A 15,199-nucleotide genomic window follows, 5' to 3' on the forward strand; every position below is an offset into this window, starting at 1 on the left:
CCTGTCCGGCCCACCACGCCGTGCTCAACCGCCCCGGCCGGCCCGGGCCGTCGACCGCGGGCCCACAGCCCAGCCTGCGAAGTGCCCGTCCGCCGAGGTGCCCAGGCGTCCCCGGAGCGGCGGGCTCTCGGCGCGCAGGAGGCGGACGACGGCGTCGAGCCCACCTCCGGAGGCCGCCTCCAGGGTGACCTCGCCACCGCTGGCGCGGGTGAGCCGCTGGACCATCGGCAGACCGAGGCCCGTGCCGTCGTGGTCGGCGTCAGCGGCTCGCCAGAACCGGTCGAAGGCTCTCTGCCGTTCGGTCTCGGTCATGCCGGGCCCCTGGTCGAGCACATGCAGCTCGGCCACCGGCGGCGTACGGCCGCCGTCCCCCGGGACGGTGACCGTGGCCAGGGTGATCGCGGTTCCCGGCGGGGACACGCGCAGCGCGTTGGAGAGCAGGTTGTCGATGATCTGCTCCAGCGCGCCCGGGACCGCCCACACCCGAACGCCGGTGGCTCCGGGAACGATGATGCCGACGTGTTGTTCGTCGGCGAAGGCTGCCCAGATGCCCGCCCGATCGGCGACGACGGCGTCGAGATCGACCGCCTCCGGCCTGATGGCGGAATTCTCCAGCCTGGCGAGCGCGAGCAGCCCCTGCACCATCCGACTGAGCCGTTCCATTTCCCCGAGCGCTTTGTCGAGGCTGTCCTGGGCGCAGGGGGCGAGATGCGGCTCGAAGTTCTCCAGGCGCAGGCGCAGCGAGGTCAGGGGGGTCTTCAGCTGGTGCGACACCTCGGAGGCGAACGCCTCCTGGGCCTGGAGCAGATGCTGAAGCCGGGTCGCGGTCCTCGTGAACGACGCGGCCAGCCGGCGCAGTTCCGGCGGCCCGTGATCGGTGGCCGGTGGATCGGTGATCCGGCCTTCGGCGAGTTGTGCGGTGGCGCGTTCCAGGGCCCGGACGGGGCGGGTGATGGAGCGGGCGAGCACGAAGCCGATCAGGGCAACGGCGGCCAGCACCCCCAGGCCGACGACGGCGAGAGCCAGCCAGGTGGCATGGACCCTGGCCCTGAGCGGGCCCAGCACATACACGGTCCGCACCACACAGGGGACGGTGGCGCCGGAGCCACCCGGCACGGCGACGAAGAGGACTTCGCCACCGGCGGACGGGTCGCTCCGGGTACCGACGGCGGGTCGATCGCGCAGTGCGGCGGCGATGTCCGGTTCGGCGGACAGGTCCTTGCCGACCGGAGCGAGGGCAGCGGTGTCGGTGAGGACCACGCCCTTCCGGCCGGCGACGAGCACGCGGCTGCCGGTGCGCCGCCCGTACGCGCGAGCCAGTTCGGGCAGGTCGGCCGTCAGGCCGTGCTCCATCTTGTCCTCGCAGACCTCGGCGAGCGTCATCGCCCCCTGTTGGGCCGCATGGGAGAAGCGGGACAGCTCGCTGCGGGCGTAGAAGACGCCGAACGGCACTTCGAGCGCGAGCAGGACGAGCAGTATGAGGCTCAGATGGCTGAGCAGGAGGCGACGTGTCACCGGGGCGCTCCGCCGCGCACCGACCCTGCGGCGGACGCGGCGTCGACGGGTGCCGGCGGGACCAGGCGGAAGCCGATTCCGCGGATGTTCTCGATCCAGGAGGAGTCACCGAGTTTGCGGCGCAGTGCGGCGATGTGGACGTCCAGGGTCTTGGTGGGGCCGAAGTAGTTCGGTTCCCAGGCCGTGTCCAGGATCTGTCTGCGGGAGCAGACGGCTCCGGGGTCTTCGGCGAGGCAGACGAGCAGGTCGAACTCCTTGGGCGCCAGGGCGATCAGCGACTGGCGCAGATGCACCTGCCGGGTGCGGCGGTCGATGGTCAGCGGGCCGATCCGCTGGACGTCGGGCGTCCCGGGGTGGCGCGGGGCATCCGAGGGATCCGGCTCCGTGCGGCGCGTGTCCAGCACCGCGGGGCGGGTGCGGCGGGTGACGGCGCGGATCCGGGCGACGAGCTCCCGCACGCCGAACGGCTTCGAGACATAGTCGTCCGCGCCCAGCTCCAGACCGAGCACGCGGTCCACCTCGTCGTCCCGGGCAGTGATCATGATGATCGGCACGGACGAGCGGGACCGGAGTGCCCGGCAGACGTCGATGCCGTCCATGTCCGGCAGCCCCAGGTCCAGCAACACCATCGCCGCCTCCGGCGCGGCGAGGCCGTCGGCACCCTTTCTGGCGTGTTCCACGGTGAACCCGAAACGGCGCAGTCCCTCCACCAACGGTCCGGCCACCCGGTCGTCGTCCTCGATCAGCAAGACACGCATGCCGAAAGGCTCACAGACTCCGGTCGGAGTGTGGGGCGCAAACGCCGTAACCTCCCCCGAGCCGGTGATCCTTTTGCCACTCGTACGACGTAATTGCCGGACGCGGCGCGATGACGACATCCAGCACTTGTCCAGCGAGAAGTCAGGAGAGGGTAAAGACTTCGAACGCCGGGTGAATCCAGCGGTTCTCCGAGGCTGACGCCACCTGGAACCCGGTCGAAAGCTGATCCAGGGTCAGCTCGCAACGGTCGGAGCAACCCCAGGGGAATTGGCTGGGAAAAACCGGGACAACGCGATGGTCCGACGGAATTCGAGACGCCCCCTGCATGTTCTCTGGCAATTCGCTTGATTGTGCTCCCGTAGCGTTTTTCGGGCTGACCCCGTCCCCACACGCACCCGGGAACACCCCATGCCCATGGACGAACTGCGCCGCACGCGACCGGATCTGGTGGAGCCCTTCACGACGGCGCTGCCGGGAGCACGGGCAACCGTGCTCGGCCGGCTGTGGGGGGCCTTCGCGCGAGAACCCGTGCCCGGCGTGGCCGGACACCACCGGGAATCCGGCGCCCTGGTGGTCGGACTGCGACGAGGCGGCTCACTCTCGGCCGCCGAGTCCGGTGCGCGTCCGTTCGCCGAGGTGCCCGACGACTTCGCCGTGTCCGGGCCGGAGGGGCCGATCAGCGAGCCGGCCCGGCTCCTGGCGCAGCTCGGCCTGGGGACCCCCGCGGCGGAGCGACTGGCGACCGAACTCGACAACAGCGTGGTCAACCTTGCCCTGGCCAGGGCCGCGAACGCGGTCCGGGCCGCCCCCCTGGACGACTCGGCGGACGCCGAGCAGGCGGTGGTCGACGGGCATCCCCAGCATCCCTGCTGCCGGACGCGTACCGGCATGTCGATCGCAGACGTGCTCGCCTACGCTCCCGAGCACCACCCCGTCGTCCCACTGGCGCTGCTCCGTGTCCCGGCCGATCGCCTGCAGGGGGCCGGTGTCTGGCCACAGCACCTGCGCGACGGCGACACGATCCTGATGCCGCTGCATCCCTGGCAGCGGGACCACGTGCTGTCGCGCCGTGCCGACCTGGTCGTCATGGAGGAGACGATCCCGGCCCGGCCGTTGCTGTCGTTGCGCACCCTGGCACCGCTGGGCGTCCTGCCCGGCTGCCACATCAAGACGGCGCTCGACGTTCAGGTCACCAACTACCGGCGCACCATCTCCCCGGCCGAGGTGGCCGACGGACCCCCGCTGTCCGACCTCGTCTCGGCCGTCATCGACAAGGCAGGCTACGGCAGCAGCCTGCGCGTCCTGCGTGAGCTGGGCGGCGGCGCGGTGTGCGTGGACGGACAGCCCTCGGCGAGCCTGGCGGCGATGATCCGGGAGTCGGCCGAGTGCCACCTCGACACCGGGGAGATCGCGGTGCCGCTCACCGCCGTCCACGCGACAGGAGCCACCGTGATGTCGGGAGATCCGGTGCGCTGGCTGACGGACCTCGCCGGGCTCGTCCTGCCGCCCGCGCTGACCCTGCTGTCCATGGGGGTGGCGCTGGAGGCGCACGGCCAGAACACCCTGGTCGTGCTGCGAGAAGGGCGGCCGGTGCGGGTGCTCTACCGGGATCTGGACGGCGTGCGCGTCAGCCCCCGCCGCCTGGCCCGGTGCGGCTTCGCGCTGCCGCCGCTGCTCGGCACCCGTGCGGGCGACGACACACACGCGCTGCGCACCAAGCTGTTCGGCGCTCTGATCAGCGGAGTCTTCAGCGAGCTGGTCGACGTCCTCACGCGGACCCGGGCGGCCGACCCCCGGGCGCTGTGGGGCGCGGTGGCCGAGGTCGGCCGCCAGGTGTACGCCGGCCTGCCGGACCACGAGGACGCGGCAGCGTTCTTCGGCGACACGATGCCGCTGAAGGCGACCATCGCCATGCGCCTGGCCGAGAACCCGGGCAAGGCGCAGTGGACGTCCGTTCCCAACCCCCTCGCGCCGTGCCGTTGACATCCGACACCGACCGCTGACCCACTGGAGCGACCGTATGACCACCGGCACTGCCCCCGACAACAGGACCGCCAGCACGATCGTCACGGAACCGGCCGCCGAACCGACTCGGAGGGCCGATGCCGTCACCGCCCACACGCTGCTCAACTGCCTGATCCGCGAGGTCTCCGCCCCCGAGCATCAGGCGACTGTCGACGGCGGCCACCTCCTGCTGCGTCTGCCCCGTCGGGGCCTCCTGCTGCGCGCCCGGCTGCGCCGCGTCTCGCTGATCGGAGCCCACCGCTTCCAGGGCGCGGCGCAGCGGCTCGACGGGGACGCCTGGGTGACCGTCGGCTGGCGGGAGCTGGCCGGTTACATCCGAGACGAACTGGAGCTGCGTACGGGTGTCGCCAACGAGGAGTTCCTGGCCCAGGTCGCCGACAGCCGCGAGACGATCCGCACCGCATTGGAGGAGCGGGCCAACGGCACACCGCACGCGGACCCGTACGTGGCGTCCGAGCAGTCCCTGGTGTTCGGCCATCGCTTCCATCCCACGCCGAAGGCTCGCACCGGCGACCCGGTGGACTGGCTGGCGTACGGCCCCGAGACAGGCGCCCGCTTCCGCCTGCGCTACCTGGCCGTACGCGACCGTCTCGTGCGTGAGGAGGGCGAGCTGTCCGACCTGGACGCGCTGCATCCGACGCCTGAGCCGGGCTTCGCGACACTGCCGGTGCACCCCTGGCAGTACCGGCTGCTCGAGGGCCACGACCGGCTGCGCGAGGCGGTGGCCTCCGGCGATGTCGTCGACACCGGAGTGAGCGGCCCGGAGCTGGTCCCGACCGCATCGGTGCGCACGCTCTACCACCCCGGCAGCGACACCTTCCTGAAGTTCAGCCTGAACGTCCGCCTCACCAACTGCGTGCGCAGGCACGCCCGTTACGAACTGAGCGGCGGCGTCGCCCTCAACCGGCTGCTCCAGCCCCTCTTCGCCGGGCTGGCCGCCCGCTTCCCGGGCTGCGCGCTCCTGGCCGAGCCCGGCTACCGCACACTCGACGCGCAGGGCGACACCGCGCTCCTGGAGGGTCTCGGCGTCGTCGTCCGCTCCGGCCTGCGCCACCACCTGCGTCCCGGAGTGACACCCCTGCTCGCCGCCGCGGTGGCGGACGAGTACCCCACCGGCACAGCCCATGTCTCCCACCTCCTCGCCCGCGGCGACGGGGACGTCCTGGCCTGGTGGGACGCGTACCTACGGCTGCTGCTGCCACCGGTGCTGGCCGCCTACTTCGAGCACGGCGTCGTACTGGAGCCCCATCTGCAGAACGTCGTCGTCGGTGTGCACCCGGACGGCACCCCGGCGCAGATGCTCTTCCGCGACCTGGAGGGCACCAAGCTCCTGCCCGGGTATCACCGGGGCGCCCTCCGCGATCTGCCCGAGGACGTCCGCGGCCCCCTCACCTACGACGCCGAACACGGGTGGAACCGGGTCGCGTACTGCCTCCTGGTCAACCACACCGCCGAACTGCTCGGCGCCCTGGCCGACCTGGACCCGACGCTGGAACCGGCCCTCTGGGGCCTGGTGAGCGACCATCTCGACGCCTACGCCCGCACGGCCGCCGAACCGCCGCGGCTGCGCGCTCTGCTGTCCGGAGTACCGCTGCCCGCGAAGGCCAACCTCCTGCTGCGCTGGGCCCGCAAGGCCGACCGGCACGCCACCTACGTCCCCCTGACCAGCCCGCTCGGCGCGGACTTCCCCCGGGAGGTGGTCCGGTGAGGTCCGAAGTGCTCGACGAGGTCGGCCGGTTGTCCGACGGCGACCTGCCCGCGTATCTCTACGACCTGCCGGACCTGCGCCGGCACGTCCACGCCGTCCGGACCGCACTGCCGGAGCGTGTCGAGCTGCTGTACGCGGCCAAGGCCAACTCCGATCCCCGGATCCTGCGGACACTGGCCGGGTACGTCGACGGGTTCGAGGTGGCCTCCGGCGGTGAACTGAGCCACGTCCGCGGGCTCGCCCCCGACGCGCCGATCGCGTTCGGAGGCCCCGGCAAGACACAGACGGAGCTGGCCCAGGCACTGGACGCCGGAGTGGAGCGCCTGCACATCGAGAGCGAACACGAACTGCGCCTGGTCACCACCCTGCTGGGCGAGCGGACCGTGGACGCCCTGCTGCGCGTCAACCTGCCCGTCGACGTCGGGCGGGTCGCACTCGCGATGGGCGGGCACCCCAGCCCCTTCGGCATGGATCCCGCACAGCTGGACCGCTGTCTGGAGATCACCGCCTCCGACCGGCGCATCCGCCTGCGCGGCCTCCACGTCCACCTGGCCAGCGGCCTCCGGGCCGCGGCCCAACTGGCCCTGATCGACGAGGTACTGACCTGGGCCGAGGACTGGGCGCGCCGACGCGGAACCGACCTGGCCGAGGTCAACGTCGGAGGCGGGATGGGTGTCGACTACGACCGTCCGTCACGGAAGTTCGACTGGCCGGCCTTCGGTGCGGGACTGCGCCGGCTTCTGTTTCGCCACCCTCGCCTCACCCTGCGGATCGAGCCCGGCCGCTCGGTCACCGCCTACTGCGGCTGGTACGTCACCCAGGTCCTGGACATCAAGTTCAGCCGCGGGCAGGCGTTCGCCGTGCTGCGCGGAGGCACCCACCATCTGCGCACCCCGGCCGCGAAACAGCACGACCAGCCCTTCGAGGTGATTCCCGACGACGCCTGGCCACGGCACTGGGAGCGACCGGAGGCCCGTGACGAGCCGGTGACGCTGGTCGGACAGCTGTGCACCCCCAAGGACGTCCTGGCCCGCCGGGTCATGGTCGAACGGCTGCGCGTCGGCGACCGGGTCGCCTTCGCCATGGCCGGCGCCTATGCCTGGAACATCTCCCACCACGCGTTCCTCATGCACCCCCACCCGACCTTCCACCACGTCGACGACGTGGAGGTGTCGGTCACCGGCGCCTCCGCCCGTCAGCCGTCATGAGCGCGGGCTTCCCCGTGCCGATGACGGCCGTGCTCACCCTCCGGAACTTCCGTCGCTACCTGCTCGGGCAGCTGGTCTCCAACATCGGCACGTGGATGCAGCGTGCCGCCCAGGACCTGCTCGTCCTGCACCTCACCGGCAACAGCGGCCGTGCGGTCGGCATCGTGACCGCACTGCAGTTCCTTCCCCAGACCCTGTTCGGCCTGACCGGAGGCGTCCTGGCCGACCGGTACCCCAAGCGGCGGCTGCTGCTCCTCACCCAGACGGCCATGGGCGTGCAGTCGCTCCTGCTCGGACTGCTGACCGTCACCGGGGCGGTGAACCTGCCGGCCGTCTACGCGCTGGCCTTCGCCCTCGGCGCCGCCACCGCCGTGGACAGCCCCGCCCGTAACGCGTACATCTGTGAACTGGTCGCCCGGGAGCGCGTGGCCACGGCGGTCAGCCTGAACTCCGCCCAGTTCAACGTGGCCCGCATCCTCGGCCCCGCCCTCGCAGGCCTGGCCGTCGCCGCCTTCGGCACAGGCCCGGTGTTCCTCGGGAACGCCGCCTCGTACCTGGCCGTCCTGTACGGCCTGGTCACCATCCGCACGGACGAGTCGGGCGATCACGGCCGTACCCGACCCGGCCGTACCCGACTGCGCGACGCCTTCCGCGACATCACCTCCACCCCGGAACTGCTGCTGCCGATGAGCCTGATCGCCTTCGTCGGCACCTTCGGCCTCAACTTCCAGGTCACCATCTCGCTGGTGGCCGTCACGGTCTTCCACACGGGCGCCGCCGCCTTCGGCTACCTGTCCGCCGCTTACGCCCTGGGCAGCCTCATCGGCGCGATCCACGGGGCGAGCCGCGGGAAGCCGCCCGGCATCCGACGCCTGGTCACCACCACGGTGGTCTTCGGGGCGCTGGAAGCCACGCTGGGCCTGATACCCGGCTACGGCGCGTTCATGGCGCTGCTGATCCCCACCGGTTTCGCCGCGGTGACCGTGACCACCACCGCCAACGCGCTCACCCAGCTCCATGCCGGCCCGGACGTGCGGGGCCGCGTCATGTCCGTCTACTTCCTGGTCCTCCTCGGCGGTACCCCCGTGGGGGCGCCGCTGGTGGGCCTGTTGTCGGACGCCTTCGGCGCCCGCTCCACGCTGGTCCTGGGCGGCGTCGTCTCGGCGTCCGCCGCGCTCGCGCTCTCCCCTTTGATCGCAGGCCGGATCCAGCGGCGCACCCGAGTCACGAGAGCCGCCTCCGCAACCGGCGCACCCCTCGCGCCGGCCCGGCCGGCAGGGGACCGGTCGGCCGACCTCTGACGCACACGGCGGAAGGGGAGGCCGGGTGTCGGCCTCCCCTTCCGCGGCTCACCGAGGTCAGCGCAGGCGCAGGGCCTCGCGGATCGTGGTGAACAGGTCGGTCTGGTTGGTGACGCCGAGGACGCGGAACGCCTGCGGACCCTGGGCGGCGATGCGGACCTGGGTGCCGGTGTGCTCCTGGGACTGGCCCGGGGTGTTGGTCGAGTAGTTGACCTTCAGCTGCTGGCCCTCGTTGGTGACGAGCGTGGAGGACAGGCCGGGCGGGGTGGCCTCCAGCGGGACGATCTGGCTGGTGTGGCCGTGGTCGGCGGTGGTGACGACCAGGGTGTCGGGGTGCTTGGCGGCGTAGGCGCGGGCCACCTCGACCGCGCGGTCGAAGGCGGCGGTCTCACCGATCTGGCCGCACGGGTCGGCCGCGTGGTCCTGCTTGTCGATCGAGGCACCCTCGATCTGCAGGAAGAAGCCCTGGTTCGAGCGCTTCGTCTTCTGCTTGGCCGCCAGCAGCTGGATGGCCTTCGTGGCGGAGTCGGCGAGGCTCGGGGTGGTGGCCGGGCGGTTCGGGTTGGAGGTCACGCAGCGCTGCACGTCGGTGCCGCCGACGGCGGCCGCCTTGCCGGTCCACTCGACGGGCACGTTGCCCGTGGCGAACAGACCGAGGACGGGCTTGCCCGCCTTCGCGCTCTTCAGGCCCGCCCGGTCGGTGACGACCTGGTAGCCGAGCTTCTGCGCCTGCTCGGTGACGGTGAGGCCCTTGTACCTGCCGTCGGTGACCTTCTGGTCGAACCGCTGCTTGCCGCCGCCGAGGAGGACGTCGACCTTGTGGTTGACGGACTGCTCCGCGATCGAGCCGGGACCGCCGGCCGCGATGGTGTCCGTGGGGCACTTGGCCATGTCGGCCGGGCCCTGGCAGGAGCGGTCGGTGGCGTGCGAGGCGAGGACGGCCGGGGTGGCGTCGGTGAGTTCGGCGGTGGTGACGCTGCCGGTGGCGTAGCCGTTCTTCTTCGCCAGCTCCAGCAGCGTGGGGACGGCCTTGTCGGTGCCCGGGGTCTTGGAGATGCGCCCGTTGACCGTCTTGATGCCGGTGGCCCAGCCGGTGCCGCTCGCGGCGGAGTCGGTGACGTAGTCCGGCGTGCCGTCCGCGTGCACGGCGTACGTGGTGTAGGCGCCGGTGAGCGGGAACTTGTCCATGTTCAGGCGGCCGGCCGCGCCGACCGTGTAGTCACGGGCCAGCGTGATCTCCGAGTCGCCCATGCCGTCACCGATGAGCAGGATGACGTTCTTCGCCTTCCCGCCCTTGATCGCGTCCTTCGCCTGCTTCTCGTTGTCGAAGGCGCCGGCGGAGGTGGCGACCGCGACGGCGGCCGTGGCGGCGACCAGCGCGGTGGCGACCGTGAGGTGACGACGGGTGGGTCCGGGCATGTGACTGACTCCTTGTGGCGTCCGACGGGCGGATGCGTTGACCAACGAACGCCAGACCACCAGGTGTTCGCAAAGCGGAGGTAAACGAATGGTCGAGTGCGCATATCCGGGACATGACACAAGGAGGCCCTGAACAGGCCGCTTCACCGGGCGACTTGAGTGCTTTCGAGATCGTCCAGGTCGCCGCCGAGGGTGAGTCTTTAATGGTTGCGCAATCCGGGAACTATTAGACTCGCCAGTCCTCACCCGCAGTTCAGCTTCATCGGGGGACACATGACGCGTGCTGGACCGTCGGTGCCGGAGACCGCCGTCGTCTTCGAGCGTGTGCTCGATCAGGCGCTGAACTCCGCGCAGGTGCTGGATGCCCTCGACCGCGCGGAGGGAGTGGCCGACCGGGAGCAGCTGCGCACCCGGGCGGTGCGGGCGCGTACCGCCATCACCGCGGCGGCGACCGTCGAGTACCAGGAATACCTTCGCGCCCGGACAGCGGCGGAAGGCGCGAGCGGTGGGACGGTGGCACGCGGTGCGGGCGGGCCCCTGTCCCCGTCGGCCGTGGTCGTGACGGGCCTGTCCGCCGTGAAGGGGGCCTGGCGGTGGGTGGCGGCGAAGCGTGACCGTGCCGCAGGCGCGAGCGATGCCCCGGGCGACGACGTCCCGGACGTGACGCGAGCGCGGGAGACGTGGGAACTGGCGCTCCTGGAACGGGCGGTCGTGCCCTTCCTCCTCGGCCGCCTGGAGGAACTGCTCATGAGGGAACGGGGAGACCGGGCCACACGTTAGAAGGCGGCCCCGGACCCGCCCGTACCATGGGCGGGCGTATGTGCGTCGGCTGTGAACAGGGCGGGACGGGAGAGGGCTGTGACTCAGAGCGCCGGTGGCTTCGAGGACCCGCCCGCCGAGGTGCTGGCGGCGGCGGCCGCCGCGTTCGGGCTGCTCGCCTCGTCGGCCCGGCTGCACCTGATGTGGGCGCTGGCGCAGGGCGAGAGCGATGTGACGCACCTCGCCGACCGGGTGGGCGGTGCGCTGCCCGCGGTCAGCCAGCACCTCGCCAAACTGAAGCTCGCCGGGCTCGTCAGCTCCCGCCGTGAGGGCCGCCGGCAGGTCTACTACATCGACGACCCCGACATCGTGACCGTCGTGCGGGTGCTGGTCGGTCAGCTGACCGCGCGGTCGCAGCAGGCCTCCGCGCCGGCCTACCGGCTGCGCGGGATCGGTGGCTGAGAGCACCGCGCCCCCGGGTCCGGACGCGAGGGCGCCGGACACCGGTGCCACGACGGCGTTCGACGGCGACCGGGCGGCCGCCGCGCGGTCCCGTCCAGGGCGCTCTGCGCCGACCGTGCTCGAAGTGCTGCGGAAACTGGACGCGAGTCCCCGCGGTCTGACGGAGCCGGAGGCGCAGGAGCGGCTGGCCCGGTTCGGCGACAACGTGCTCCCGGCCCTGCGGGAAGCCACCTGGCCGCAGCTGTTCGTCCGCAGCCTGCGGGACCCGTTCACCGCGGTCCTGCTCTGCCTCGGGCTGGTATCGGCGGCCGTCTTCGCCTGGGGGACCGCCTCGGTGATCCTCCTCCTGGTCGTGGTGAGCTGCGTGCTGCGGGCGACCGGGGAACACCGGGCCGACCGGTCCACGGCCGCCCTGCGGGACCTGGTCGCCACCACCGCCACGGTGGTGCGCCGCGCCGACGAGGACGCGCCGCCCACGAGCCGGGAACTCCCGCCGGACGAGCTGGTCCCGGGGGACGTGGTCCGGCTGGGACCGGGCGACCTGGTACCGGCGGACGTACGACTGCTGCGGGCCCACGGCCTGACGGTGCACCAGTCCGCGCTGACGGGGGAGTCGGCGCCTGTCGCCAAGTCCGCCTCGGACGCCCCGCACCGCGCCGGCGACGATGGAGGTCCCTCCGCTCGGGCGGAGCCGGGAGCGGGGGAGTTCGAACAGCGACAGTGCTGCTTCCAGGGCAGCAGCGTCGTCTCCGGAAGCGCCACCGCGGTCGTCACCGCGACCGGTGCGCGGACCCGGTTCGCCGCCGCCCACGGCCGTTCGGCCGGGCAGCGGGAAGCGAGCGCCTTCGACCGCACCGTCCACGGCATCTCCTGGATCCTGATCCGGTTCATGCTGCTGACCCCGCCGCTGGTTCTCATGGCCAACGCGGCGCTGCGCGGACGCGGCCTGGAGACGCTTCCGTTCGCCGTCGCGGTGGCCGTCGGACTCACCCCCGAGATGCTGCCGGTCCTCGTCACCACCTGCCTGGCCCGCGGCGCCTCGCTGCTCGCCCGGACGCACGGGGTGATCGTCAGACGGCTGCCCGCCCTGCACGACCTCGGCGCCGTCGACGTGCTGTGCCTGGACAAGACCGGCACCCTCACCCAGGACCGGCCGGTGACGCACCGCGCCACCGGCCCCGACGGCCGGGACGACCCCGAGGTGCTGCGCTGGGCCGCCGTCAACGCCTGGTGGACCCTGCACCTCGCCGAGCTGCCGGAACCCGACGCCCTGGACGAGGCGCTCCTGGCGGCCGCCGACGCGGACGCCCTCATGGCGTACGACGGTGTGGCGGCCGTCGGGTTCGACCCGGTGCGCCGGCTCGCCACCGCCGTCGTCCGCGCCCCGGGCCGCCTCGGCCGGCACACCCTGGTGGTGAAGGGAGACGTCCAGGCCGTCCTGGAGCGCTGCGCGCTGACGGACGAGGAGCGCCGGAGCCTGGCCGACCGTGCCGCCGCGCAGGCCGACGACGGCCTGCGCGTCCTGGCGGTCGCCACCGCCGAACGCCCGGCCCGCACCCGTGCCTACACCCCGGCCGACGAACGCGGCCTCACCTTCCGCGGCCTGATCACCCTGCGCGACGCGCTCGCGCCCACCGCCGCCGACGCGCTGCAGAACCTCACCGACCGCGGTGTCGCCGTGAAGATCCTCACCGGCGACCACCCCGGCACCGCCGCCCGCGCCTGCCGCGACCTCGGCATCCCCGTCACCGAGGACGCGATGCTCGACGCCGGCCGCATCGACACCCTCACGGACGCCGAGCTCTCCGCCCTCGCCCGCGGTACGACCGTCTTCGCCCGCTGCACCCCGGACCACAAGGCCCGGATCACCCGGGCCCTGCGCACCGCCGGACACACCGTCGGCTTCCTCGGCGACGGCGTCAACGACCTCCCCGCGCTGCGCGCCGCCGATGTCGGCATCGCCCCGCGCGACGCCGCCGACGTGACGCGCGAGGGCGCCGACGTCGTGCTCGCCGAGAAGGACCTCACCGCGCTCGACCACGCCGTCGCAGCGGGCCGGCACGCCGGCGGCAACATCGCCACCTACCTGCGCATCACGCTCTCCTCCAACCTCGGCAACGTGATCGCGATGCTCTCCGCCGGCCTGCTCCTGCCCTTCCTGCCGATGCTCCCGGCACAGGTCCTGACCCAGAACCTGTGCTTCGACGCCGCCCAGCTCGCCTTCGCCCACGACCGCCCGCACCCCTCGGTGCCGCGCCGGCCGACGGAACTGCGCCCGCGCGACCTGCTGCGCTTCATCGCCGGCTTCGGAGTGCTCAACGCGGTCGCCGACCTCGCCACCTTCGCCGTCCTCGCGCTGGCCCTGCACGGGCCGGGCACCGGGGACGACGAGGCGGTGTTCCACTCCGGCTGGTTCACCGAGAACCTCCTCACCCAGGCCCTCGTCATGGTGCTGCTCCGGGCCGGCCGGCACACCGCCGGCCGCCGCAGGCCGGGCCCCGTCACCTGGGCCGCGCTCGCCCTCGCCGGCATCGGCCTGGCGCTTCCGCCGTCACCGCTCGGCCCGGTGCTCGGTCTGACCGGCCTTCCGGTCCTGTACTACGTCCTGCTCGTCGCCGTCCTGGCCGTGTACGCCGCCGGTCTCCTGGCGGCCGGCTCCCGCGCCGCGCGCAGGCTCCAGCCGGCCCGCGGGGTGCCTCAGCTGTGAATTGTGTGTGGATCTGTGCTGCTCGGGCCAGGGGTTTGTTAGATTGCGCAATCACGCAACCAAGGTGATGGGCCCGACCGTCGTGGGAGTGGGTAGATGAGCGAGCCGTGGGACGGCCGGGGTGGCCAGGCCACGCGCAGCCGCAGCGCCCGGGTGCCCGGACAGCGCTCGGGCGAGCCCGAAGGACCGCGACCGGGCGGCCGGGCCGCGGCCCGAGCCGCATCCCGCTCGCAGGGCAGCTCACGGTCGCACGGCAGCAGGCGTTCGCGGCGCCGGACCCGCCCGGCAGGGCGCGGCAAACGAGTGCTGAAGATCCTCGCGATATGCCTGTCCGTCCTCGTCGTGGTCACCGCCGGCGCGGGTTGGTGGTTCTACCAGCATCTGAACGGCAACATCCAGAGCGTGTCGTTGGACGGCAAGGGTGGTTCGGAGAAGGCGGATGCGTTCGGCCGTACGCCGATCAACATTCTGGTGATGGGGTCGGACGGCCGGACGAGCAAGGCGGACTGCAAGCTGGGTGGTGGGTGTTCGCGGACCGGGGTGCAGTCGGGCAGCAACGCGGATGTGCAGATGGTGGTGCACATATCCGCCGACCGTTCGAACGCGACGGTGATGAGTATCCCGCGGGACACGATGACCCGGGTCCCGGCGTGCAAGGACGGTGCGACGGGTCAGTCGACGGCGGGCTACTACGGGCAGATCAACAGTGCGCTGCAGTACGGTCCGGCCTGTCAGGTGGCCACCGTCCACCAGCTCACCGGCATCCCGATCGACCACTTCGTGAAGCTGGACTTCTCGGGTGTGGTGAAGATGTCGGACGCGGTCGGCGGTGTCTCGGTGTGTGTCAGCGACGACGTGTACGACACCTACTCGCATCTGAAGCTGTCCAAGGGCGCGCACACCCTCAAGGGGGTGGCGGCTTTGGAGTTCGTGCGGTCCCGGCACGGGTTCGGTGACGGCAGCGATCTGGGGCGCACCGTCTCGCAGCACATCTTCCTCGGCGCGATGATCCGCAAGTTCAAGAGTGCGGGCACGCTGACCGATCCCGCCGCGGTCTACGACCTGGCCGACGCGGCCACCAAGGCCCTGACCGTGGACGACGGGCTGGGCACGGTGAAGAAGCTGATCGCGCTGGCGTCGGACCTGAACAAGGTCCCCACCAAGCGGATGACCTTCACCACGATGCAGACCGGCAGCGACCCGAACGACAACAACCGTGTGGTGGTGGGCGCGGGTGCCAGGACGCTGTTCGCGACCATCGCCGACGACCAGTCCCTGACCACCGGCTCGGGCAAGAAGTCCGCTGCCGCCTCGGCGACCGCGAAGACCCCGGCCG

The 15,199-nt window shown here is 72.1% G+C and carries 11 protein-coding genes; 8 read left to right on the forward strand and 3 right to left on the reverse strand.

The features are described from left to right. Positions 1–24: 24 nt before the first annotated feature. Both ACIRVH_RS38585 and ACIRVH_RS38590 read right to left on the reverse strand, forming a co-directional pair. Complete coding sequence (locus ACIRVH_RS38585) at positions 25–1,515, reverse strand: sensor histidine kinase (RefSeq protein ID WP_403963785.1); 1,491 nt, start codon at positions 1,513–1,515, stop codon at positions 25–27. Next, entirely contained in the window at positions 1,512–2,273 is a 762-nt protein-coding gene (locus ACIRVH_RS38590) for a response regulator transcription factor (RefSeq protein ID WP_403963788.1), read from the reverse strand. The genes ACIRVH_RS38585 and ACIRVH_RS38590 overlap by 4 nt, the downstream gene beginning before the upstream one ends. 409 nt (positions 2,274–2,682) lie before the next feature. Between ACIRVH_RS38590 and ACIRVH_RS38595 the strand changes: the two genes are divergently transcribed. From ACIRVH_RS38595 to ACIRVH_RS38610, 4 genes are read left to right on the forward strand one after another with little or no spacing between them, the layout of a single operon-like run. Beyond that, positions 2,683–4,257: an IucA/IucC family protein gene (locus ACIRVH_RS38595; protein WP_403963791.1), complete on the forward strand. Its 1,575-nt coding sequence runs from the start codon at positions 2,683–2,685 to the stop codon at positions 4,255–4,257. 37 nt (positions 4,258–4,294) lie between these two features. Continuing rightward, on the forward strand, positions 4,295–6,007 hold the full coding sequence (locus ACIRVH_RS38600; RefSeq protein WP_403963796.1) for an IucA/IucC family protein: 1,713 nt from the start codon (positions 4,295–4,297) through the stop codon (positions 6,005–6,007). Further along, positions 6,004–7,215 (forward strand): type III PLP-dependent enzyme, encoded by a 1,212-nt coding sequence (locus ACIRVH_RS38605; protein ID WP_403963799.1) that lies wholly within the window; start codon positions 6,004–6,006, stop codon positions 7,213–7,215. Before ACIRVH_RS38600 ends, ACIRVH_RS38605 begins: the two co-directional genes overlap by 4 nt. Further along, entirely contained in the window at positions 7,212–8,516 is a 1,305-nt protein-coding gene (locus ACIRVH_RS38610; RefSeq protein ID WP_403963803.1) for an MFS transporter, read from the forward strand. Before ACIRVH_RS38605 ends, ACIRVH_RS38610 begins: the two co-directional genes overlap by 4 nt. A gap of 57 nt (positions 8,517–8,573) precedes the next feature. On the opposite strand, the gene ACIRVH_RS38615 is transcribed toward ACIRVH_RS38610, so the two are convergent. After that, complete coding sequence (locus ACIRVH_RS38615; RefSeq protein WP_403963805.1) at positions 8,574–9,935, reverse strand: alkaline phosphatase; 1,362 nt, start codon at positions 9,933–9,935, stop codon at positions 8,574–8,576. Positions 9,936–10,208: 273 nt separating this feature from the next. Here ACIRVH_RS38615 and ACIRVH_RS38620 point away from each other — a divergent pair, with 273 nt between their 5' ends. The 4 genes from ACIRVH_RS38620 to ACIRVH_RS38635 all read left to right on the forward strand — a co-directional run. Further along, positions 10,209–10,715: a hypothetical protein gene (locus ACIRVH_RS38620; protein WP_403963808.1), complete on the forward strand. Its 507-nt coding sequence runs from the start codon at positions 10,209–10,211 to the stop codon at positions 10,713–10,715. Positions 10,716–10,793: 78 nt separating this feature from the next. Beyond that, complete coding sequence (locus ACIRVH_RS38625) at positions 10,794–11,156, forward strand: ArsR/SmtB family transcription factor (RefSeq protein WP_403963811.1); 363 nt, start codon at positions 10,794–10,796, stop codon at positions 11,154–11,156. Next, positions 11,149–13,863 (forward strand): magnesium-translocating P-type ATPase, encoded by a 2,715-nt coding sequence (gene mgtA, locus ACIRVH_RS38630; protein WP_403963814.1) that lies wholly within the window; start codon positions 11,149–11,151, stop codon positions 13,861–13,863. Before ACIRVH_RS38625 ends, mgtA begins: the two co-directional genes overlap by 8 nt. A 96-nt stretch (positions 13,864–13,959) precedes the next feature. Next, the coding region (locus ACIRVH_RS38635) for an LCP family protein (RefSeq protein WP_403963816.1) at positions 13,960–15,199 on the forward strand (1,240 nt) is incomplete at its 3' end.

It is taken from the genome of Streptomyces sp. NPDC101165, from assembly GCF_044768135.1.
Lineage (GTDB): Bacteria > Actinomycetota > Actinomycetes > Streptomycetales > Streptomycetaceae > Streptomyces.